The sequence below is a fragment of the Alterinioella sp. B-7 genome, assembly GCF_056857775.1.
The window spans coordinates 12,949-33,759 of the sequence record NZ_JBSXNT010000015.1 but is presented as its reverse complement, the minus strand read 5'-3'; the positions used below and the strand labels follow the sequence as shown (position 1 = coordinate 33,759).

General features: G+C 65.6%; 21 protein-coding genes. 8 read left to right on the top strand and 13 right to left on the bottom strand.

All coding sequences use genetic code 11. The features are described 5' to 3' along the window. Window positions 1-57 precede the first annotated feature (57 nt). From surE to AC13C7_RS01070, 3 genes are all read left to right on the top strand, one after another. Window positions 58-843, top strand: coding sequence for a 5'/3'-nucleotidase SurE (gene surE, locus AC13C7_RS01080; RefSeq protein WP_172317306.1), 786 nt, complete (start codon window positions 58-60; stop codon window positions 841-843). Next, window positions 840-1,481 carry a protein-L-isoaspartate(D-aspartate) O-methyltransferase gene (locus AC13C7_RS01075; protein ID WP_172317304.1) on the top strand — a complete coding sequence of 214 codons (642 nt, stop codon included), beginning with the start codon at window positions 840-842 and terminating at the stop codon, window positions 1,479-1,481. Before surE ends, AC13C7_RS01075 begins: the two co-directional genes overlap by 4 nt. A gap of 144 nt (window positions 1,482-1,625) precedes the next feature. After that, entirely contained in the window at window positions 1,626-2,735 is a 1,110-nt protein-coding gene (locus AC13C7_RS01070; protein ID WP_235952578.1) for a LysM peptidoglycan-binding domain-containing M23 family metallopeptidase, read from the top strand. Here the strand turns inward: AC13C7_RS01070 and AC13C7_RS01065 are convergent. The 7 genes from AC13C7_RS01065 to AC13C7_RS01035 form a co-directional block, all read right to left on the bottom strand. Next, on the bottom strand, window positions 2,732-3,571 hold the full coding sequence (locus AC13C7_RS01065) for an ATP-binding protein (RefSeq protein ID WP_172317300.1): 840 nt from the start codon (window positions 3,569-3,571) through the stop codon (window positions 2,732-2,734). The genes AC13C7_RS01070 and AC13C7_RS01065 overlap by 4 nt on opposite strands. Beyond that, window positions 3,568-4,428: a twin-arginine translocase subunit TatC gene (gene tatC / locus AC13C7_RS01060; protein WP_172317298.1), complete on the bottom strand. Its 861-nt coding sequence runs from the start codon at window positions 4,426-4,428 to the stop codon at window positions 3,568-3,570. The genes AC13C7_RS01065 and tatC overlap by 4 nt, the downstream gene beginning before the upstream one ends. Continuing rightward, a complete protein-coding gene (tatB, locus tag AC13C7_RS01055) occupies window positions 4,425-4,916 on the bottom strand; it encodes a Sec-independent protein translocase protein TatB (protein WP_172317296.1) in 492 nt (163 codons plus the stop codon). The genes tatC and tatB overlap by 4 nt, the downstream gene beginning before the upstream one ends. Window positions 4,917-4,950: 34 nt before the next feature. Next, entirely contained in the window at window positions 4,951-5,178 is a 228-nt protein-coding gene (locus AC13C7_RS01050; RefSeq protein WP_482866330.1) for a twin-arginine translocase TatA/TatE family subunit, read from the bottom strand. Between the two features lie 140 nt (window positions 5,179-5,318). Continuing rightward, window positions 5,319-6,413, bottom strand: coding sequence for an ABC transporter ATP-binding protein (locus AC13C7_RS01045; protein WP_482866336.1), 1,095 nt, complete (start codon window positions 6,411-6,413; stop codon window positions 5,319-5,321). Window positions 6,414-6,434: 21 nt separating this feature from the next. Next, window positions 6,435-6,881, bottom strand: coding sequence for a hypothetical protein (locus AC13C7_RS01040; RefSeq protein WP_482866329.1), 447 nt, complete (start codon window positions 6,879-6,881; stop codon window positions 6,435-6,437). Between the two features lie 324 nt (window positions 6,882-7,205). Continuing rightward, window positions 7,206-7,985 carry an SDR family oxidoreductase gene (locus AC13C7_RS01035; RefSeq protein WP_172317292.1) on the bottom strand — a complete coding sequence of 260 codons (780 nt, stop codon included), beginning with the start codon at window positions 7,983-7,985 and terminating at the stop codon, window positions 7,206-7,208. A 138-nt stretch (window positions 7,986-8,123) separates the two neighbouring features. Here AC13C7_RS01035 and AC13C7_RS01030 point away from each other — a divergent pair, with 138 nt between their 5' ends. Together AC13C7_RS01030 and AC13C7_RS01025 are read left to right on the top strand one after the other, a co-directional pair. Next, window positions 8,124-9,125, top strand: coding sequence for a Hint domain-containing protein (locus AC13C7_RS01030; RefSeq protein WP_482866328.1), 1,002 nt, complete (start codon window positions 8,124-8,126; stop codon window positions 9,123-9,125). Window positions 9,126-9,221: 96 nt separating this feature from the next. Continuing rightward, the gene (locus tag AC13C7_RS01025) at window positions 9,222-10,052 is read left to right on the top strand and encodes a universal stress protein (RefSeq protein ID WP_172317288.1); all 831 of its coding nucleotides are present in this window, start codon (window positions 9,222-9,224) and stop codon (window positions 10,050-10,052) included. 9 nt (window positions 10,053-10,061) lie between these two features. Here AC13C7_RS01025 and AC13C7_RS01020 read toward each other — a convergent pair whose 3' ends face one another. Beyond that, the gene (locus AC13C7_RS01020; RefSeq protein ID WP_482866327.1) at window positions 10,062-10,310 is read right to left on the bottom strand and encodes a hypothetical protein; all 249 of its coding nucleotides are present in this window, start codon (window positions 10,308-10,310) and stop codon (window positions 10,062-10,064) included. Window positions 10,311-10,491: 181 nt separating this feature from the next. Here AC13C7_RS01020 and AC13C7_RS01015 point away from each other — a divergent pair, with 181 nt between their 5' ends. The 3 genes from AC13C7_RS01015 (at window position 10,492) to AC13C7_RS01005 (ending at window position 14,513) form a co-directional block, all read left to right on the top strand. Next, window positions 10,492-12,099: a peptide chain release factor 3 gene (locus tag AC13C7_RS01015; RefSeq protein WP_482866326.1), complete on the top strand. Its 1,608-nt coding sequence runs from the start codon at window positions 10,492-10,494 to the stop codon at window positions 12,097-12,099. A 72-nt stretch (window positions 12,100-12,171) separates the two neighbouring features. Beyond that, window positions 12,172-12,630: a hypothetical protein gene (locus tag AC13C7_RS01010; protein ID WP_482866325.1), complete on the top strand. Its 459-nt coding sequence runs from the start codon at window positions 12,172-12,174 to the stop codon at window positions 12,628-12,630. A 251-nt stretch (window positions 12,631-12,881) separates the two neighbouring features. After that, window positions 12,882-14,513, top strand: a complete 1,632-nt coding sequence (locus AC13C7_RS01005) for a DEAD/DEAH box helicase (RefSeq protein WP_482866324.1) — start codon at window positions 12,882-12,884, stop codon at window positions 14,511-14,513. 66 nt (window positions 14,514-14,579) lie between these two features. Here AC13C7_RS01005 and AC13C7_RS01000 read toward each other — a convergent pair whose 3' ends face one another. Genes AC13C7_RS01000 through AC13C7_RS00980 form a run of 5 tightly spaced genes read right to left on the bottom strand, consistent with a single transcriptional unit; the run spans window position 14,580 to window position 20,804 of the window. Beyond that, window positions 14,580-16,256, bottom strand: coding sequence for a ribonuclease J (locus tag AC13C7_RS01000; protein ID WP_482866323.1), 1,677 nt, complete (start codon window positions 16,254-16,256; stop codon window positions 14,580-14,582). Next, window positions 16,253-17,035 carry a type III pantothenate kinase gene (locus AC13C7_RS00995; protein ID WP_172317276.1) on the bottom strand — a complete coding sequence of 261 codons (783 nt, stop codon included), beginning with the start codon at window positions 17,033-17,035 and terminating at the stop codon, window positions 16,253-16,255. The genes AC13C7_RS01000 and AC13C7_RS00995 overlap by 4 nt, the downstream gene beginning before the upstream one ends. 21 nt (window positions 17,036-17,056) lie before the next feature. Further along, window positions 17,057-17,806 carry a biotin--[acetyl-CoA-carboxylase] ligase gene (locus tag AC13C7_RS00990; RefSeq protein ID WP_482866322.1) on the bottom strand — a complete coding sequence of 250 codons (750 nt, stop codon included), beginning with the start codon at window positions 17,804-17,806 and terminating at the stop codon, window positions 17,057-17,059. 3 nt (window positions 17,807-17,809) lie between these two features. Next, window positions 17,810-19,246 carry an NADH-quinone oxidoreductase subunit NuoN gene (gene nuoN / locus AC13C7_RS00985; protein WP_172317272.1) on the bottom strand — a complete coding sequence of 479 codons (1,437 nt, stop codon included), beginning with the start codon at window positions 19,244-19,246 and terminating at the stop codon, window positions 17,810-17,812. Window positions 19,247-19,256: 10 nt separating this feature from the next. Next, entirely contained in the window at window positions 19,257-20,804 is a 1,548-nt protein-coding gene (locus tag AC13C7_RS00980) for an NADH-quinone oxidoreductase subunit M (RefSeq protein ID WP_172317270.1), read from the bottom strand. Window positions 20,805-20,811 lie beyond the last annotated feature (7 nt).

Genomic DNA, 20,811 nt, shown 5'->3' with positions numbered 1-20,811 from the left:
CTTTACCGCCCCCCGCCCCTCCGCTAACACCGGTTAGAGACGGGTAAAGGGGCAGTGATGCGCATTCTGATCACCAATGACGACGGCATCAACGCGCCGGGCCTGAAGGTGCTGGAGGCCATCGCCCATGAGATCGCGGGCCCCGAAGGCGAGGTCTGGACCGTCGCGCCCGCCTTCGAGCAATCGGGCGTCGGCCATTGCATCAGCTACACCCAACCCACGATGATCGCCCAACTGGGCGAGCGTCGTTTCGCCGCCGAGGGATCGCCCGCCGATTGCGTGCTGGCGGGTATCCATGACGCGATGATCGCCGCCCCCCCCGACCTGGTGCTGTCGGGCGTGAACCGGGGCAACAACTCGGCCGAAAACGTGCTCTATTCCGGCACCATCGGCGGCGCGATGGAGGCGGCGCTGCAAGGCGTGCGCGCCATTGCCCTGTCGCAATATTACGGCCCCGAAAACCGCGACCGCGACGACCCGTTCGAGGCCGCCGCACAGCATGGCGGCCAGGTCATCCGCGCGCTTCTGGACCGGGGGCATTGGGCGGGCGACGATTACATGACCTTCTACAATGTCAATTTCCCGCCCCTTCCCGGCCCGGATGTGAAGGGCACGCGCATCGTCGCGCAGGGCCGCCGCCGGGGCGTGAATTTCCGGGTCGAGCCGACGGAATCCCCCGCCGGGCGGCGCTTCCTCTGGATCGCGGGCGGCGATCAGCGGGTGCGCGCCGCCGAGGGCACCGACGCCCATGCCAACCTTGAAGGCTATATCTCGATCACACCCCTGCGCGCCGACCTGACGGCGCATGACCTGATCGACGACCTGAAAGCGGTTCTCGAATGACCTGGGACGCCGAGCGCAAGATGCAGTTCCTCTTCGCCCTGCGCTCCAAGGGGGTCACCGATGCGCGCACGCTGAATGCGATGGAAAAGGTCGATCGGGGCCGGTTCGTGCGCGGCCATTTCGCCGACCGCGCCTATGACGACATGCCGCTGCCGATCTCCTCGGGGCAGACCATCAGCCAGCCCTCGGTCGTGGGGCTGATGACGCAGGCGCTGAACGTGCAGCCGCGCGACAAGGTGCTGGAGGTGGGCACAGGCTCGGGCTACCAGGCCGCGATTCTCAGCCACCTGGCGCGGCGGGTCTATACCGTCGACCGCCACCGCCGCCTGACGCGCGAGACCGAAAAGCTCTTTGACACGATGGACCTGCACAATGTCACCGTGATCACCGGCGACGGCAGTTTCGGCCTGCCCGAACAGGCCCCCTTCGACCGCATCATCGTGACGGCGGCAGCCGAGGATCCCCCCGGCCCCCTGCTGGCGCAGCTGAAGGAAGGCGGCATCATGGTGCTGCCCGTGGGCCAGTCCGACGCGGTGCAAAGCCTGATCAAGGTCACCCGCCGGGGCGACGGGCTGCATTACGATGAGCTCTGCCCGGTGCGCTTTGTTCCGCTTATCGAGGGGCTCGGCCACGACTGATGGCTCAAAGGGGTGGATTGCGCGCCCGTTTTCCGTGTAAAACGCTTGCAAAACAAACCGCCGCCGCCGAAAGAGACGCGCGCATCGAGCCATTATCTGAGGACGCCAGAGCCCATGTCACGCCTTCCCATATTCGTGTTCGGAATGACCCTGCCCCTTCTCGCGGCCTGCGGCGGCCCCGGCGGGTTCGATTTCGACTTTCGCGGCAATGGCGTGAGCCCCGGCATCCAGTCCACCGAAACCGCAGCGCGGCCGGAGCCCGATCAATTCGGCCTCATCACCTATCCCAATTACCAGGTCGTGGTGGCCAATCGCGGCGACACGATCACCGGGATCGCCAACCGGATCGGCATGGATCCCGGCGAATTGGCGCGCTTCAACGGGCGCGAGCTTGGCGACCCGCTGCGCCAGGATGAGGTGCTGGCCCTGCCCCGCCGCGTGACGCCGCCGGGTGCGGACGCCGACACGGCCGACATCACCTCGATCGCCTCGGCAGCCATCGACCGGGCCGATGAGACGACCACGACCACGACCGACGCTGCGGGCAATACCGCGACCGTCACCGTGCAGGGCGGGTCCGAGCCCGTGCGCCACCGCGTCACGCGCGGCGAAACCGCCTATTCGATCTCGCGGCTCTATGGCGTCTCGGTGCGCGCGCTGGCCGATTGGAACGGGCTTGGCCCCGACCTGACGGTGCGCGACGGCCAATACCTGATCATCCCGCTGGTCCTGTCCGAAGGGGAAAGCGACCCCGATGGCCGCGCGCCCGGGGCCTCGGTCACGCCGATCCCGCCCTCCTCGTCCGAGCCTCTGCCCGAAACCATCGAGACCGCCGAATTGCCCGAAACCCCCGACCTTGAGGCGCCCACGCCCGACCCGGTCGAAGAGGTTGAGCCGCCCGCTTCGGAGGCGCAGATGCAGCGCCCGGTGCAGGGCGAGATCATTCGCGGATTCTCGGGCAGCAACGAGGGCATCAACATCGCCGCCGCCGCCGGCACGCCCGTTCTCGCCGCCGATGCCGGTGAGGTCGCGGCGATCACGCGGGACACCGACCAGGTTCCAATCCTCGTGCTGCGCCACCCCGGTAACCTGCTGACCGTCTACGCAAATATCGACAATATCCGCGTCTCGCGCGGCGACCGCGTCACGCGCGGGCAGACCATCGCCGATGTCGGCGCGGGCGATCCCGCCTTCCTGCATTTCGAGGTGCGCCAGGGTTTCGAGAGCGTCGATCCGACGCCCTATCTGCCCTAAATCCGGACGCCCCTCCGGCCCGCAAGATCGGTGAAATACTGCCACGCGACGCGGCCCGACCGCGCGCCGCGCGTGGCCTGCCATTCGATGGCCTCGGCGCGCAGCGTGTCCGCGTCGATCTCGACCCCGTAGGCATCGCAATAGCCCCGGATCATGGCAAGGTAATCGTTCTGTGAACAGGGATGGAACCCGAGCCAGAGGCCGAAACGATCCGAGAGCGACACCTTCTCCTCGACCGCTTCCGACGGGTTGATCGCCGAGCCGCGCTCATTCTCGATCATGTCGCGCGGCATCAGGTGGCGGCGGTTCGACGTGGCATAGAACAGCACATTCTCGGGCCGCCCCTCGACCCCGCCATCCAGAACCGCCTTGAGCGATTTGTAATGCTGGTCGTCATGGCTGAAACTGAGGTCGTCGCAGAAAAGCAGGATCTGCACCGGGGCTGCGCGCAGGATGCTCAGAAGCCGACCGATGGAGGGCAGATCCTCGCGCTGCACCTCGACCAGTTTCAGGGCCAGGAAATCCGCTTGAACATCGGCATGTATCGCCTTGATCAAAGATGATTTTCCCATCCCCCGTGCGCCCCAGAGGAGGGCATTGTTGGCAGGTAGGCCGCCCGCAAACTGACGGGTGTTCTGCGCCAGGATATCGCGGGCGCGGTTGATGCCAAGCAGCAGGGACAGATCGACCCGGTTGACCTCGGCCACCGGCTCCAGACGATCGGGATCGGCGTGCCAGACAAAGGCGCTGGCGGCATTCCAGTCGGGCGGATCGGCGGCCGCGGGGCTCAGCCGCTCAAGTGCTGCGGCGATCCGGTCCAGCGCCTCGGCGCTCACGACGCGTCTTCCTCGTCCAGCAACCCCTCCTCGCGCAATTCGCGGTCGCGCTTGCGCTCCACCAGCCGGACAAGCTGGATCGAGATCTCGTAGAGGCCATAGACCACGACGAAGAGGATCAACTGTGTGATCACATCGGGCGGCGTCACCAGCGCGGCGAGCGTCAGGATACCTACGACTGCGTATTTACGCATGTTTCCAAGGCCCTCTGCGGAGACCAGCCCGGCCTTGCCCATCAGGGTCAGCAGCACGGGCAGTTGGAAACAGATGCCGAAGGCAAAGATGAATTTCAGTTCCAGGTCCAGCGATTCCTTGACCGAGCCCAGGAAAACCGTCTGCAACTCACTCTCCGAGCCGACCGCGCCCTCGACCCCGGTGCCCGCAATGAGGTTGGTCAGCGCGGGAATCACGTCGGAAAAGCCGATGAAGAATCGCATCGCCAGCGGCGTCACCACGAAATGCGCGAAGGAAGCGCCAAGCAGGAACAGCAGCGGTGACGCGATCAGGAACGGCAAAAACGCATTCTTTTCCGTGCGATAGAGGCCAGGGGCCACGAAGCGCCACATCTGGTGCGCGATCACGGGGAAGGACAGGCCGAAGCCCACCACGACCGAGACGCGAATGAGCGTAAAGAACTTCTCCTGTGGTGCGGTGAAGATCAGCCGGGGATCCTCGCCGCGTTCGCGCAGGATGTCGGCGATAGGCTGGAACAGGAACTCCAGAATCGCTTCGGCCACGGTGAAGCAGGCCACCATCGCCACGACGAAGGCCAGGACCGACCGGATCAGCCGCGTGCGCAGCTCCGTCAGGTGCTCGATCAGTGGAGCGGCGCTGTCCTCGATCTCGTCCTTCTTCATGTCTCCGGGCGCTCCGCCTGGGTCTCGGGATCGTCGCCCTTGTCCGGCAGCGGGTTGCGCGCGGCCACCGAGGCGCGCGCGGCTTCGGCCCGTTCGCGGACAGCCTCGGCACGTTCCCGCACGGCCGCCGCACGTTCCTGGGCCAGCCGCTCGGTATCGGTGCGCGGCTCATCGCCCTCGCCCGGACCCCATTTGTCGATCGCGGAGCCCGCCTTCTTCAGCGCCGTCTGCCCCGCCTTGCGCGGGTTGGCGAGGTCGCGGAAATCCTTGCCGAAATCCGCCGCCCCCTTGATATCGTTGGAAATATCGTCAAGGCCGGACTCGCTGGCCGCGGCATTCATCGTGGTCTGGAACTCGCGCGCCATGCCTTTGAGCCGCCCGGTCACCTGGCCGAGCGTGCGAAACATCTTGGGAAGGTCCTTCGGCCCCACGACGATCAACGCCACGACGCCGACAACCATCAGCTCCCACATGCCAATGTCAAACATGGGCGATCCTCACGATCCCGCAGCTCTCGCCGGTTCAGGCGTTTTCGCGGTCCCGTTCGGGGGTCACGTCGCGGGCGGTTTCGCCGGCATCGTCATCGCTGGCATTCTCGATCTCGTCGGACCCCTCGCGCACGCCGCGCTTGAAGGACGTGATGCCTTTGCCGACCTCGCCCATCAGACCGGCGATCTTGCCGCGCCCGAAAAGCACCAGCACGACGACCGCGATCAGCAGGATGCCCGGCAGGCCAATATTGTTGAGCATGTCTTGTCTCCTGTTTGCGGCGGGCGGTTTGGGACGCCGCCGCGACTGTCACCCCCCTGATGTATGGGCTCTGCGCCCCGGATCAAAGCCCAAATCGGTGCGGCGGGGGCAGATTCCTGCGCAAAATCGCGTCATCGGCCCTATTTGCGGAACACGAAGCAGCGTTCGCGCCGCACGGTCAGCCATAGCGCCATTCCCGGCTTGGGCAAAAAGACCGCCGGAACCGTGGCCTTGAGGATCTGGTTGTTGAAGTCCATGCGGAACTCGACCAGGCTTTCATGGCCCATGAAGCGCGCCCGTTCCACGACGCCGCGCGCGGGCACGCCGTCATGCGGAGTGGGGTTGGGGCCGCGGCCGCCGCGGTCGAAGTCGATCTTGACGTGCTGCGGGCGGAACACGATCTCGACCTTGGTGCCGTCCGCATAGCCGGGGGCGAGAAACTGGCCGAAGGCGGTGTCGGTCAGCGCACCCTGCACGGTGCCTGTGATCACATTGATATCCGAGAAGAAGGCGGCCGCGTCCTTGTCGCAGGGCGCGTTGTAGATGTTGTAGGGCGCGCCCTGCTGCACGATCCGCCCGCCCCGCATCAGCGCGATGGTATCGGCCATGCGCATCGCCTCCTCGGGTTCATGCGTGACGAGGACAACAGCGGTCCCCTCCTCGCGCAGAAGGTCCAGGGTTTCGTCGCGGATACCGTCACGCAGCCGGTTGTCGAGGCCGGAAAACGGCTCATCCATCAGCATCACGGCGGGTTTCGGGGCCAGCGCGCGGGCCAGCGCCACGCGTTGCTGTTCACCGCCCGACAGCATGTGGGGGGCCTTGTCGGCATAGCCTTGCAGATCGACGCGGGCCAGAAGCTCCTCGACACGGGCCGCCTTTTCGCGGCGCGTGCCGGACAGGCCGAAGGAGATGTTCCGCGCCACGCTGAGATGCGGAAAAAGCGCGAAATCCTGGAAGATCAGCCCGACACTGCGCGCCTCTGGCGGCAGGTGCAGGGCGCCATCCGCCAGCGTCTGCCCGTCGATGCGCAGCTTGCCCTGGCTCTGCCGCTCGATCCCGGCGATGACGCGCAAGGTTGTGGTCTTGCCGCAGCCCGACGGCCCCAGAAGGCACATGACCTGCCCCGCCGCGACATCCAGCGAGACGTCATACAGCACCCTGCGCCCGTCGAAGTCACAGGTGATATGGTCGACTTCCAGGCGGGCGGCGGGCAGCACGGCGATGGGATTTCCGATCAATTACATCGGGTTTTGCAGCTACCAGCGACCGGCGGCTGATTCAAGCCGTGCCATGCCGGTCGGGACCGAAGACGCCGCTTCAACCAGTTTTCCAAGATGCAGAGATATCACACTTGAATCCCATGTCTTTCCTGTTTCATCCACAGACTTGTCCACATAGGTGCCATCCGGCAGGGTATAAAAATCACGCCGCGATCCGCGAGATTTCGGCCAGTTCGCCGCAGGTCGGCGGATTCGGCCCGACATGCCGGGAGCCAGCGAGAAAAATCTTCGGTGTTTGAGCGATTTGATCACAAAATTTTGCTCTGTGAACGATGATTTTCCGACATCCTGCCGAAAACCAGCAAGATTATCGTATATATGGAATCTTATACGACGACTCTGAAACTGACTACCCTGTCTGTGTTGTGTATTTGGAATCTGTGCCCCTCGGGTTTTGATGCAAAATGTCGTGTTCTGTGCCAAAATTTCAGTGATGACACGTCTTTTGATCGAAACTCGATTCAACCGCCCAAACCCCCAGACCGACGCTATCCCATCGCCCGTCTCAACCTCGCGCCTTGCGTCCCGAACATATGACAATCGGCACGGCACAGCCCCGGCACCCTATCCAAGGTGTCGCGGATTTTCCTTAAAATTCAGTGAACTGCGGCGGATCACATGGCGAGGCCCGGAAAGCCTCAGGTTTTGCCCTGTCTCCGAAGCCCGAAATGGCCACGAAATCCGCCGAAATCGCGGCTCAGCGGGACGAGAGAGCGCGCTTGCCCCCTCCCGATCCCGCCTTTGCGCTTACAAGGTGGCGTTCAGCGCGCCGCCATCGAGCAGGATGTTCTGCCCGATCATGTAGCCCGCATGTTGCGAACACATGAACGCGCAGGTGGCGCCGAATTCTTCCGCCGTGCCATAGCGGCGCGCGGGAATGCCCGAGGCGCGCCTGTCCCTGGCCTCCTCCAGCGAGATGCCCTGCGCCTTCGCCACGCCGGAATCCAGCGAATCCGCCCGGTCCGTGGCATGGATGCCGGGCAGCAGATTGTTGATCACAACGCCCTTCTCGGCCACCTGGCGCGCGGTTCCGGCGACATAGCCGGTCAGCCCGGCGCGGGCGGAATTGGACAGGCCCAGGACCGCGATGGGCGATTTCACCGATTGCGAGGTGATGTTGACCACGCGGCCCCATCCCCGGTCGATCATGCCGGGCATCAGCGCCTTCATCAGCGCGATCGGCGTCAGCATGTTGGCGTCGATCGCCTTGATGAAATCCTCACGCTCCCAGTCGGTCCACATGCCCGGCGGTGGGCCGCCCGCATTGGTGACCAGGATATCGACATCGCCCGCGGCGGCCAGAACCTCGGCCCGGCCCGCCTCGCTGGTGATGTCGGCGGCAACGGCGGTGACCTCGACGCCATGGGCCTTGCGGATCGCCGCGGCCGTTTCCTCCAGCGCGTCCGCCCCGCGCGCGTTCAGCACCAGGTTGACGCCCGCGCCCGCAAGCGCCTCGGCGCAGCCGCGTCCCAAACCCTTGGAGGACGCGCAGACCAACGCGCGTTTTCCTGCAATTCCCAGATCCATCGAAGCTCTCCCAGATTGTTGACCGTGTTGGCGCAGGCTTAGCATCGCCCGCACCCGCGCACCAGCACCTGCCGCTTGACGGGTCCGCGCGCGCCTCCTAGGCAGGTGAAAAAGCCCCCGAGCCCCAGGACCAGTGACATGCCCCGCCGCACCGCGCAGTTCAGCTTTCCGACCTATCCCGCGCAGGCCCTGACCGTGTCCTGGGGCGCGAATGAGAAGGATCCGATGGGGGGGCTGGCCGATGTCGTGCCGGGCGACCTCTACCGGCTGCACCGCGACGCCCTGCCCGCCGCCCTGGCGATCTGGGACGGCCCCGAGGGGCAGGAGGTGGCCGATGGCAGCAAGGTGGGCCGCCCCGGCGACCGCGTGACGCTGGAGGTCTGCCACAGCGTGATGGCCCCTGACGGCACACTGATCGACCTGCTTGTCCTCGGCGTCTCGGGCGAGGAGGCTACCACCCGCCACGTTTTGCCGCTGGCCACGCTGGAGCCGCGCGGCGAATATGAACTGGTCGCCTCGGAGACCGAGAGCGCGCCCGCACGGCTGGCCGATATCGCCTGTGTCAGCTTCATCTCGGGCACGCACCTGACGCTGGCGGGCGGCGCACAGAAACCGGTCGAGGAGCTGGCCGAGGGCGACCGCCTGCTGACCCGCGACCACGGCCCGCAGCCTATTCGCTGGATCGGCCAGCAGGTGCAGCGCGCGACCGGGGCGCTGGCGCCCGTGCGCATTGCCGAGGGCACCCTGAACGTCGCCCGCGACCTGCGCCTTTCCCCGCATCATCGCCTCTTCATCTGGCAGCGCCGGGATGAACTTGGCACCGGCCGCGCCGAGGTGCTGGTCAAGGCCGCGCATCTGGTCAATGGCGACACCATCACCCGCGAGGAAGGCGGCTTCATCGAGACCTACCAGATCCTCTTTGACAGCCACGAGATCATCTATGCCGAGGGCGTCGCGGTCGAAAGCCTGCTGGTCACGCCCCAGACCCGCGCCGCCCTGCCCGAGGACGTGGCCCCCGGCGACAATGCCTCGGACCGGATGAACGCCGCCGAGATCGAGGTGCAGGAAACCGCGCTGGAGGGCGGGGAAGACCCCGCCACCCGCCTGACCCGCGCCAGCCAGGGCAAGGCGCGCGACTGACGGCCATATCGTCGCGGCGGCGCCTCACGCTCTTGTGAGAATGGGTCCGGCGCCCCATCTGACCTGCAAAGCGCCCCTTTTCAGGAGTATCCGTCCATGAGCCTTTCGTACCTTGTCGCCACCGACATGTCCGCCCGCAGCGACCGCGCCCTGCGTCGGGCGGTGCAGCTGGCCGACGCCACCGGGGCCATGCTCAGCGTGCTGCATGTCGTCGATGACGCCACGCCCGATACGATCGCGGTCGAGTTGAAGGCCGCCTGCGAAGGCGACCTGCGCCGGATGCTGGAGGCTGCGCCCGAGGCGGTCAGGACGACGGTCAAGGTCGTCATCGGCGACCCCACCGCCACCGTGATCGACCTGGTGCGCGAGATGGGGCCCGACCTGCTGATCATGGGCACGCATCGCGAGCGACGCTTTCTGGACAGCATCCGCGAGACCACGGCGCAGCGCATCGTGCGGCTGACCGATTGCCCGGTTCTGGTCGCGGTCGATCCGACCGAAGCGCCCTACGACCATATCCTTGGCGCGACCGATTTCTCGCCCGCCGCCGCCGCCGCGATCAAGCTGGCGCATGAGCTGGCCCCCGCCGCGCGTCTGACGCCGGTGCATTCGATCCATGTCCCCTACCAGGGCATCCTGACCCAGGCCGGCGGCACCGACGATATCGAGGCCAGTTTCCGCAAGGCGGCGCGTGAAAGCGATGCGCGCTGGCGCGGGGAATATCCGCTGCCCGCCGCCGCCGCGCCGACCGTGATCCGCACCGGCAGCACGCTGGACGTGCTGTCGAACGAGGCCGCCCGCGGGGCCACCACGCTGATCAGCGCGGGCGCGCATGGCCAGGTCGGACAGCACCGGGCGCTGTTGGGCAGCGTCGCGACCTCGCTGATGCGGGTGCCGCCCTGCGACGTGCTGATCGCGAGGCCCTGAGGCCGGGCGTCAGGCGCTGAGCGGGACCGTTTCCATGGCGATCCCCAACCGCGCGCGGATCGCCTCGGGCAGCAGGCGCGCGGTCGAGATACGCGGGGCGGGCATCTCCGGGATCAGCTGCTCGCAGCCGTAGAGGTCGAGATATTCCGCGTGGTTGTCGAAGGCGGCACGTCCGACATAGTCGATGAAGCTCTCCGCCGGGACGCCATTGGCCAGGATCATCTCGTGGTTCTCGGTCTTGACACGGTAGACCGTCATTTGGTCGAAATCTCGACTGCACCACAGGCTGTCGCACTGGGAAAGGAAGGCGTTTCCGCCTCCCGTGTTTCGCAAGATCCCATTTACAAAGGCCCTCTGGAAACAGCGATTTTCGTCACGACCACCCGAGATCGCGCGACACCGATTGCCCCCGCCTGCCGCTTCACCTATACGCGCCTCCATGCTGGATCATGCCTCAAACCGCCCTGCCCTTCCGCCCGAGATTGCCCGTCGGCGGACCTTTGCCATCATCAGCCATCCTGATGCGGGCAAGACCACGCTGACCGAGAAATTCCTGCTCTTCGGGGGGGCGATCCAGATGGCGGGACAGGTGCGCGCCAAGGGCGAGGCGCGGCGCACGCGGTCGGACTTCATGCAGATGGAGAAGGACCGGGGCATTTCCGTCTCCGCCTCGGCCATGTCGTTCGAATACGGCAAGTATCGCTTCAACCTGGTCGACACCCCCGGCCACTCGGATTTCTCCGAGGATACCTACCGGACCCTCACCGCCGTCGATTCCGCCGTGATGGTGATCGACGGGGCCAAGGGCGTCGAAAGCCAGACGCAGAAGCTGTTCGAGGTCTGCCGGATGCGCGACCTGCCGATCCTGACCTTCTGCAACAAGATGGACCGCGAAAGCCGCGACACCTTCGATATCATCGACGAGATCCAGGAGAACCTGGCCATCGACGTGACGCCAGCAAGCTGGCCCATCGGGATGGGGCGCGAGTTCCTGGGCTGCTACGACCTGATCAATGACCGGCTGGAACTGATGGACCGCGCCGACCGCAACGTGGTCGCCGAAAGCGTCAAGATCGAGGGGCTGGACGACCCCGCGCTGGCCGATCACATCCCCGCCGATTTGCTGGAGAAGCTGCGCGAGGAGGTCGAGATGGCGCGCGAGTTGCTGCCCCGCTTCGACCGGCAGTCCATGGCCGAGGGCACGCTGACCCCGATCTGGTTCGGCTCGGCCATCAACAGTTTCGGCGTCAAGGAATTGATGGAAGGCATCGCGGGTTACGGCCCTGAGCCGCAGGTGCAGACCGCGACCCCGCGCGAGGTCGCGCCCGAGGAGGGCAAGGTCACCGGCTTCGTCTTCAAGGTGCAGGCCAACATGGACCCCAAGCACCGCGACCGGGTGGCCTTCGTGCGTCTCGCCTCGGGCCATTTCAAGCGCGGCATGAAGCTGACCCATGTGCGCACGAAGAAGCCGATGGCGATCAGCAATCCGGTGCTGTTCCTGGCCAGCGACCGCGAGCTGGCCGAGGAAGCCTGGGCCGGCGACATCATGGGCATCCCGAACCATGGACAATTGCGCATCGGTGACGCGCTGACCGAAGGCGAGGCGCTGCGCTTTACCGGCATCCCCTCCTTCGCCCCGGAACTGCTGCAAACCTGCCGCGCGGGCGATCCGCTCAAGGCCAAGCACCTGGAAAAGGCGCTGATGCAGTTTGCCGAGGAGGGCGCCGCCAAGATCTTCAAGCCAAGTTTCGGCTCGGGCTTCATCGTCGGCGTCGTCGGCGCGCTGCAATTCGAGGTCCTGGCAAGCCGGATCGAGCTGGAATACGGCCTGCCCGTGCGCTTCGAGGCGTCGCAATTCACCTCGGCCCGGTGGGTGACGGGCGACAAGGCCGCAGTCGATAAGTTCATCAACGCCAACAAGCAGCACATGGCGATCGACAACGATGGCGACCAGGTCTTCCTGACCCGGATGCAGTGGGATATCGACCGCGTTGTGCGCGACTACCCCGATGTGACGCTCTCGGCGACCAAGGAAATGATGGTGTAAGGGGCGGGCGCTGCCTCTCTCTCCAGGTTGCCTTAACCCGATCTTAACCCCGATAGGTCCAGGCTCGCGGCGATGCTGCGTGCGCTTGCCCTTTGCCTGATCCTCTCCGCCTGTGCGGCCGAACCCGCCCTGGTGTCGCCCGATACGGGCCTGTCGGGCTCGGTGACGCGGCAGGTGGTGATCTCGGATCACCCGCATCACGTGCTTCTGGGCCATTTCCTGATCGCCACGGACGGGGTTGAGACCACCCGCGCGCTGGTCATCCAGCAACGCCGCGACGGGGTGCATCGGGTCCGCATGTGGCAGGCCTGGCAGGACGGGCGCGCACTGCCCTTCCGCCGCCTTCCCAGCCGCGCGGGCTGCACCCACGGCACTTGCCGCGACAACGCGGTCGGGTTCATCGCGCTTGGGCCGATGATGCTGGAACACGCCGCGCGCAACGGGTTTTCCGCCACCCTGATCGGGCGTGAAGGGGCCATTCCCATCCAAGCGCCCGCCGCACTTTTTGCCGAGGCCCTTGCGCCGCCATGACCCGCTGCCTCTTGCGCGACCTGATGGGGGATCCACGCAGCGTCTTTGCCCGGCTCTCGCGGATGCGCGCCCGCAGCAACACAGGCTAAGGCCCCGCGAAAACAGCCATTTGACGATCATGCCCGCATAGTCTATTGCGGGGCGCAGCGTCCCGATCTGCGGAGACGCTCAGCCCGCGGGGCGCGACAGGATACCATGCGCTCCAATCACCCAATTTCTCCGGGCACCGATGCCCGCCTGACTGGACGCATATGACCAAATTTTCCGATCTCAACCTTAATCCCAAGGTTCTGAAAGCCGTTGTCGACGCCGGTTATACCGAGCCGACGCCGATCCAGGCCGGCGCCATCCCGCCCGCGCTGGAAGGCCGCGACGTTCTGGGGATCGCCCAGACCGGCACCGGCAAGACCGCCAGCTTCACCCTGCCGATGATCACCGTGCTGGCCCGTGGCCGCGCCCGCGCCCGGATGCCGCGCAGCCTGGTGCTGTGCCCGACCCGCGAACTGGCCGCCCAGGTGGCGGAAAACTTCGACACCTATTCCAAGCATGTGAACCTGACCAAGGCGCTGCTGATCGGCGGCGTCAGCTTCAAGGAACAGGACAAGCTGATCGACAAGGGCGTCGACGTTCTGATCGCGACGCCGGGCCGACTGCTTGATCATTTCGAGCGCGGCAAGCTGATCCTTTCCGACGTCAAGGTCATGGTGGTCGATGAGGCCGACCGGATGCTGGACATGGGCTTCATCCCCGATATCGAGCGCATCTTCGGCCTGACGCCGTTCACCCGGCAGACGCTCTTTTTCTCGGCCACCATGGCCCCCGAGATCGAGCGCATCACCAACATGTTCCTCTCGAACCCCGAGCGGATCGAGGTGGCGCGCCAGGCCACGGCCTCGGACACGATCCTGCAAGGGCTGGTGGAATTCCAGCCCACCCGCCGCGACCAGACCGCCAAGCAGAAACGCGAGATGCTGCGCGCGGTGATCACGGGCGAAGGCGAGAAACTGACCAACGCGATCATCTTCTGCAACCGCAAGGTGGATGTGGATGTGGTGGCGAAGTCGCTCAAGAAACACGGGCTGAACGCCGAGCCGATCCATGGCGATCTGGACCAGTCGCACCGCACGCGGACGCTGGACGGCTTCCGCGACGGTTCGATCAAGTTCCTGGTGGCCTCGGATGTGGCGGCGCGCGGGCTGGATATTCCCAATGTCAGCCACGTGCTGAATTACGACGTGCCGAGCCATGCCGAGGATTACGTCCACCGCATCGGACGCACGGGCCGCGCGGGTCGCAAGGGCACGACAATCATGCTGGCGGTGCCCTCGGACGGAAAATATCTCTCGGCGATCGAGGATCTGATCGGCCAGCCGGTGCCGCGCATCGAAGCCCCGTGGTCTCCCGGCGGCAGCGGCACGTCCCCGGCCAAGCCGGAGCAGGACGAGGAAAGACCCGCCCGCAAATCGCGCAGCCGCTCGCGGTCCAAGCCGAAGGAGCCTGAGGCCGAGGAGACACCCGCCGAGGCGAAGACCCCGGAACAGCCCGCGGAGAAGCCGAAAGAGGCCCCGCGCAGGTCGTCGCGCGGCAGCAGCCGTGGTGGCGGTGGCAGTGGCTCCAGGGGTCAGGTTGTCGGCCTTGGCGATCACCTGCCCGATTTCATCGCGCTCAGCTTCGATGAGCGGCGCGGGCGGCCCGTGACACCGGATACCGATGAGGACGAAACGGTCGAGATCGACGTCGAGGAAACCCCGGAGACAGCGGCAGAGGAAAAGCCCAAGCCGAAGCGGAAATCCCGTGCGAAGAAGCCGAAAGAGACCCCCGAGGCGGAAGCGCCTGCCGAGGAGCCGTCCGAGGCAGAAAACGACAACGAAAGCGCGGCCTGACGGGGGTGAGGGCCTTCGAAGGCCCTCAGGAGGCTTTTCGAAAAGCCTCCCCCCGCCGCGACCGCATCAATCCGCCATCAGCCGTGACGTGATCACCGTGACCTCGGGCTTGCGCCCGATCTCGGCCACGCAGACCTGCCGGACGGCGCGTTTCACCGCGTCTTCCAGCTTGTCGTCATCCATCACCGTCTTGTCGTCGAGGCGCGGCAACAGCCCTTCCAGGTTGTCCTCCAGCGCCTCTTGCAGCGATGCGCCCTTGCCGATGGTCTCGGGCAAACCGCGCGTCTCGACCCAGGCGCCTTCCAGCAATGTGTCATCCTCGTCGACGATCAGCGCCACGACCACCAGCCCGTTCAGCGCCAGTTTCATGCGGTCGCGCACGACGCCGTCAAAGGCCCCAATGAGGCGTGAGCCATCCAGGTAGGTGCGGCTGACCTCGACATGCTCGACCACGCCCGGCGCATTGCCGGACAGCTGCACCAGCGACCCGTTCGGGGCCAGTATCGACGACACGCCACCGCCCTCACCCACCCGGCAATGTTCGCGCAAATGGCGGTGTTCGCCATGGTTGGGGATCAGGATCTGCGGCTTCACCAGCGCGTGCATCTTCTGCAGGTCGGGCCGGTTGGCATGGCCCGAGACGTGGTAGAAGCCGCTTTGCTCATCCACGATCTCGACCCCCAGTTCGGACAGCGCGTTCTGGATGCGGGCGACGCCGATCTCGTTGCCCGGAATGGTCTTGGAGGAAAAGAGGAACATGTCCCCTTCCTTGAGCTGATGGCCGAGATACTTGCCACGGCTGAGCTGCGCCGAGGCCGCGCGGCGTTCGCCCTGACTGCCGGTCACGATCAGCATGAGGTTCTCGCGCGGGATCTGGGTTGCGTCCTCGGGGCTGATGGTGGCGGGGAAATCCTTGAGCACGCCGGTTTCCACCCCCGCCGTCACCATGCGTTTCATCGCCCGGCCCATCAGCACGATGGTGCGCCCCGCCGCCTTGCCGGCCTCGGCCAGCGTCTTCAGCCGCGCGATGTTCGAGGCGAAGGTGGTCGCAACGACCATGCCCCTGGCACCTGCCACAAGCTCGGTGATGGGCTTTGGCAGTTCGCTTTCGCTGCGGCCCTCATGGCGGGAAAACACGTTGGTGGAATCGCAGATCAGGGCGCGGACGCCCGCGTTGCCGATCTCCTCCCACATCGCCTCATCGAAGGGTTCGCCGACGCGCGGGTCATGGTCGATCTTGAAATCGCCCGAATGCACGATGCGGCCGCCGGGGCTGTCGATGACCAGTGCGGACGCCTCGGGGATCGAATGCGAGGTCGGCGCGAAACCCACGGTGAAGGGGCCCGCTGTGACCGTCTCGGGCCATACCGGGGCCTCGACCACCACATCGGGGTCGGCCCCTGCCTCCTCCAGCTTGCGGCGCGCGTGATAGGCGGTGAAGGGCCGCGCGAAGACGGGCGCCTTGAGGTGCCGGTAGAGATGGCCGACCGCGCCGACATGATCCTCATGCGCGTGGGTGATGAAGATGCCGTCCAGCCGATCGCTGCGCTCCGCCAGCCAGGCGATGTCGGGCAGGATAAGGTCCACCCCCGGCGTGCCGTCCATGTCGGGAAAGCTCACGCCGATATCGACCAGGATAAACCGCTCCTTGCCTTCGGCGCCGTAGCCGTAGACATAGCAATTCATCCCGATCTCCCCCGCGCCGCCGAGGGGGAGGTAGATCAGCCGTTTGGATTTGCTCATATTGCCCCGTGTTCCTTGTTGTATTTGTAGATCACGGTCAGTCCGTGAATGGTCAGGTCGTCCTCGATCAGGTCAAATAGCACATCGCCCTGCGAGAACAACGGCGCAAGCCCCCCGGTGCCGATAATTCGCATCGGCCGGTCATATTCCCCCCGGATCCGGTCGCAGATGCCGCGCACCAGGCCGATATAGCCCCAGAAGACACCGGATTGCATGCAGGCCACCGTGTTGGTGCCGATGACGGATTGCGGCTTGGTCACATCGACATGCGGCAGGGCGGCGGCGGCGCGGTGCAGCGCCTCCAGGCTGAGGTTCACGCCCGGCGCGATGACGCCGCCCACGTAAGCGCCGTCATGGGCCACCACGTCGAATGTGGTGGCGGTGCCGAAATCGACCACGATCAAGTCACCGCCATGCCGGTCATAGGCGGCGGCGGTGTTGACCAGCCGGTCGGGGCCCACCTGCGTGCCCTCATCGACGCGGGGGGGCGTCGGCAGCAGGCAGTCGGGCTTGCCCACCACCAGCGGGCGGCAGTCAAAGTAGCGGTCGCAGAGGACGCGCAGGTTGAACACCACGCGCGGCACGGTCGACGAGATGATGGCGTCGGTGATCACCACATCATGCAGCTTCCTGTGCTCCATCAGCGTCGAGAGCCAGACGAAATACTGATCCGCCGTGCGCTGATGTTCCGTGGTCGTGCGGAAGGTCGCCAGGAACTGGTCCCCGTCCCAGATCGAGAAGACGGTGTTGGTATTGCCGGTGTCGATGGCCAGAAGCATGTCGCGGCCTCCCTGTCGTGGTCAGAAGAATATCTCGGCGGCGGAAATGATCCGCTGGCCCCCGGGGGTTGAGAGGACGAGGTTGCCCGCCTCGTCCACGGTCTCGAACCGACCCGTAATGGCCTCGCGGCCCGTGCGCGCGGTGATGGTCTCGCCCAGTCTCGCGGCCCCTGCCAGCCAGGCGGTGCGGATCGGCGCGAAGCCGTAGGTGGTGAAGGCGGCCTCATGGCGGGCATAGGCGGGCGCGAGGAGGTCGAGGAAGTCCTCGGGCGTGACCTGCGCCCCGGTCTCGGAGAGGAGGCTCACGGGCGGCACCGCGCCGGGCTCCACCTCCCCCGTGCCGGGGGCGGTGGCGAGGTTGACGCCGATGCCGATGATCAGGTGATCGACGCGCGCGCCCGCCCCGATGCTCTGCAGCAGGATACCGGCCAGCTTGCCGCCATTCAGAAGCACATCATTGGGCCATTTCAGGGACAACCCGTCGCCCCTGCCCGTCGCGTCCTGCAGCGCGTCGCGCAAGGCAAGTGCGGCGACAAAGCTGCGCAGCGCGACCACCTCGGGCGGCTCGGTCGGGCGCATCACCAGCGAGGCCATGAAATTGCCCGACGGTGACGCCCAGGCCCTGCCGCGGCGTCCGTGGCCCGCCGTCTGCGCATGTGCCAGCACCCATTCGGGACCGGCCAGCGTCGGCGCTATGCGCGCGCCCTCGGCCATGGTGCTGTCAACGGTGGACAAGACCCGGCGGCCCACGCCCTGGGGCCAGCCGGTCATGGATCAGTTGACCAGCGTCGCGGCCGCCGCCATCGCCAGGTCGTCGATCCCGAAGAGGTTGAAGACCCCGAGCAGCATGATCGCGGCGGCGGTCATCAGGCCCACCATCGCCAGCCGGTTGCCGGAGGGATCGAGCGGCTCCCGCTCTTCGCCGAAATACATGAAATAGACGATGCGGATGTAGTAGAACGCGCCGATCACCGAGGCGATGACACCCAGGATCGCCAGCCAGTTCAGCCCCGCATTCACGGCGGCGACCAGCACCGCGTATTTGCCGAAGAACCCCACCAGCGGCGGCACGCCCGCAAGGCTGAACATCAGCACCAGCAGCGCCAGCGCCTTCACCGGCTCACGCGACGAAAGCCCGTTCAGCGCCGAGATATTGGTGACGTGACGGCCATCGCGGGTCATCGACAGGATGAAGGCGAAGGTGCCGATATTCATCGTGACGTAGATCGCCATGTAGATCAGCATCGCGCTGACGCCCTGTTCGTCGCCTGCCGCCAGCCCCATCAGGGCAAAGCCCATATGGGTGATCGAGCTATAGGCCATCAGCCGCTTGATGTCGGTCTGCCCGATTGCGGCGATGGCGCCCAGGAACATCGAGAACACCGCCAGAAGCGCGACGATCTGCTGCCAGTCGCCGACAACGCCGCCGAACGCGTCATGCGCCAGCCGCGCGAAAAGGCCCATCGCGGCCACTTTGGGCGCGGTGGCGAAGAAGGCGGTGACCGGCGTGGGCGAGCCCTCGTAGACATCCGGCGTCCACATGTGGAACGGCGCGGCGGAGACCTTGAACGCCAGGCCCGCGATCATGAAGACAAGGCCGAAGACCAGGCCGAGCGACGCGCCCCCTTCTGCCGCCTCGAATATGCCCGAGAAAAGCGTGGTGCCCGCGAAGCCGTAGGTCAGCGACGCGCCATAGAGCAGCAGCCCCGAGGAGAGCGCGCCGAGCACGAAATACTTGAGGCCGGCCTCGGTCGATCGCGCGGAATCGCGGCGCAGGGCCGCCACGACATAGAGCGACAGGGATTGCAGCTCCAACCCCATGTAAAGCGTCATCAGGTCGCCCGCCGAGACCATGACCATCATGCCGACCGCCGCCAGCGTGATCAGCATCGGGTATTCGAACCGCATCAGGTCGTCGCGGACCATGAACTCCTGCCCCACCAGGAGGATCGCGGCCGCCGAGAGCAGGATCACCACCTTGGCGAAACGCGAAAAGCCATCGTCGATGAACATGCCGCCAAAGGCCGATTGCGTCGGCCCGCCCGACAGGCCGATCATCGCCGCAACGCCCACGAAGACCGCGACGGTCAGCCAGACCAGCACCGGGGCCAGCCCGTCCTTGGAGGTATAGACCGCCGTGATCAGGCCAAGCATCGCGAAGACGGCGAGGATGATCTCGGGCAGCAGGATGGAGAGATCGGAGGCGAGCATCGAGAAACCCCTAGTTGCTGGCAGCGACGGCGTTGGCGGGAACGAGGTTTTCCAGCGCCAGGTCGTAATTGGAAACAAGCGCCTCGACCGAGGGGCCGATGATATCGAGCGCGAGGCTCGGATAGACGCCAAGCAGGATCGTCATGAAGATGAGCGGCGCGAAGATCAGGCGCTCGCGCGTCGACATGTCGGTGATGGATTTCAGGCTTTCCTTGATCAGATCGCCGAACACCACCCGGCGATAGAGCCAGAGCGCGTAGGCGGCGCTGAGGATCACGCCGGTCGCGGCCAGGACCGCGATCCAGGTGTTGACCTGGAAGACGCCGATCAGGGTCAGGAACTCGCCCACGAAGCCCGACGTGCCGGGCAGGCCGACATTGGCCATGGTGAACAGCATGAAGATGGCGGCATAGGCGGGCATCCGGTTCACCAGACCGCCATAGGCGTCGATCTCGCGCGTGTGCATCCGGTCATAGATCACGCCCACGCAGAGGAACAGCGCGCCGGAGATGAAGCCGTGGCTGATCATCTGGAAGATCGCGCCATCGACGCCCTGCTGGTTGGCGGCGAAAATGCCCATCGTGACATAACCCATATGCGCGACGGAGGAATAGGCGATCAGCTTCTTCATATCCTCCTGCACCATCGCCACCAGGCTGGTGTAGATGATCGCGATGACCGACAGCCACATGACGAACTCGGCCATCATGTCGGACGCGACGGGGAACATCGGCAGGCTGAAACGCAGGAAGCCGTAGCCGCCCATCTTCAACAGGATCGCGGCCAGCACGACCGAACCGGCCGTGGGCGCCTGCACATGGGCATCGGGCAACCAGGTATGCACTGGCCACATCGGCAGTTTGACGGCGAAACTTGCGAAGAAGGCGATCCAGAGCACGGTCTGCAATCCGCCCATGATCTGGAAGCCGAAGACGGAAAGCGGGGCCGCGCTGAACTGATGATCCAGAAGCGCCGGGATGTCGGTGGTGCCGGCATCAATATACATCGCCACGATCGCCACCAGCATCAGGACCGAGCCGAGGAAGGTGTAGAGGAAGAACTTGAACGCGGCATAGATGCGGTCCTTGCCGCCCCAGATGCCGATGATCAGGAACATCGGGATCAGCCCCGCCTCGAAGAAGAGGTAGAAGAGGACGAGATCCAGCGCCACGAAGACGCCGATCATCAGCGCCTCCAGCACCAGCAGCGCGATCATGTATTCCTTGACGCGGGTGCTGACCCCCCAACAGGCGGCGATGGTCAGGGGCATCAGGAAGGTGGTCAGCAGCACGAAGAGCACGCTGATCCCGTCGACGCCCACCTTGTAGGTCAGGCCCATCATCCACTCGCCCTCCTCGACAAGCTGGAAGCCGGGATTGGAGGCGTCGAACCGGGTCAGGATGAACAGCGAGATGACGAAATTCGCGGCGGTGACAAACAGCGCCATGCGTTTCGCGCCAAGCTGCGCGGCCTCATCATTGCCGCGCAGGAACACGGCCATCACGATTGCGGCGACGAGCGGCAGGAAGGTGACGATGGACAGGAGGTTATCTTGCATGTCGTAT

Excerpts from the sequence above, each read along its gene's own strand:
- surE (WP_172317306.1), top strand. The coding sequence starts at position 58 with ATGCGCATTCTGATCACCAATGACGACGGCATCAACGCGCCGGGCCTG.
- AC13C7_RS01075 (WP_172317304.1), top strand. The coding sequence starts at position 840 with ATGACCTGGGACGCCGAGCGCAAGATGCAGTTCCTCTTCGCCCTGCGC.
- AC13C7_RS01070 (WP_235952578.1), top strand. The coding sequence starts at position 1,626 with ATGACCCTGCCCCTTCTCGCGGCCTGCGGCGGCCCCGGCGGGTTCGAT.
- tatC (WP_172317298.1), bottom strand. The coding sequence starts at position 4,428 with ATGAAGAAGGACGAGATCGAGGACAGCGCCGCTCCACTGATCGAGCAC.
- tatB (WP_172317296.1), bottom strand. The coding sequence starts at position 4,916 with ATGTTTGACATTGGCATGTGGGAGCTGATGGTTGTCGGCGTCGTGGCG.
- AC13C7_RS01050 (WP_482866330.1), bottom strand. The coding sequence starts at position 5,178 with ATGCTCAACAATATTGGCCTGCCGGGCATCCTGCTGATCGCGGTCGTC.
- AC13C7_RS01035 (WP_172317292.1), bottom strand. The coding sequence starts at position 7,985 with ATGGATCTGGGAATTGCAGGAAAACGCGCGTTGGTCTGCGCGTCCTCC.
- AC13C7_RS01030 (WP_482866328.1), top strand. The coding sequence starts at position 8,124 with ATGCCCCGCCGCACCGCGCAGTTCAGCTTTCCGACCTATCCCGCGCAG.
- AC13C7_RS01025 (WP_172317288.1), top strand. The coding sequence starts at position 9,222 with ATGAGCCTTTCGTACCTTGTCGCCACCGACATGTCCGCCCGCAGCGAC.
- AC13C7_RS01020 (WP_482866327.1), bottom strand. The coding sequence starts at position 10,310 with ATGACGGTCTACCGTGTCAAGACCGAGAACCACGAGATGATCCTGGCC.
- AC13C7_RS01015 (WP_482866326.1), top strand. The coding sequence starts at position 10,492 with ATGCTGGATCATGCCTCAAACCGCCCTGCCCTTCCGCCCGAGATTGCC.
- AC13C7_RS01010 (WP_482866325.1), top strand. The coding sequence starts at position 12,172 with ATGCTGCGTGCGCTTGCCCTTTGCCTGATCCTCTCCGCCTGTGCGGCC.
- AC13C7_RS01005 (WP_482866324.1), top strand. The coding sequence starts at position 12,882 with ATGACCAAATTTTCCGATCTCAACCTTAATCCCAAGGTTCTGAAAGCC.
- AC13C7_RS01000 (WP_482866323.1), bottom strand. The coding sequence starts at position 16,256 with ATGAGCAAATCCAAACGGCTGATCTACCTCCCCCTCGGCGGCGCGGGG.
- AC13C7_RS00995 (WP_172317276.1), bottom strand. The coding sequence starts at position 17,035 with ATGCTTCTGGCCATCGACACCGGCAATACCAACACCGTCTTCTCGATC.
- AC13C7_RS00990 (WP_482866322.1), bottom strand. The coding sequence starts at position 17,806 with ATGACCGGCTGGCCCCAGGGCGTGGGCCGCCGGGTCTTGTCCACCGTT.
- nuoN (WP_172317272.1), bottom strand. The coding sequence starts at position 19,246 with ATGCTCGCCTCCGATCTCTCCATCCTGCTGCCCGAGATCATCCTCGCC.
- AC13C7_RS00980 (WP_172317270.1), bottom strand. The coding sequence starts at position 20,804 with ATGCAAGATAACCTCCTGTCCATCGTCACCTTCCTGCCGCTCGTCGCC.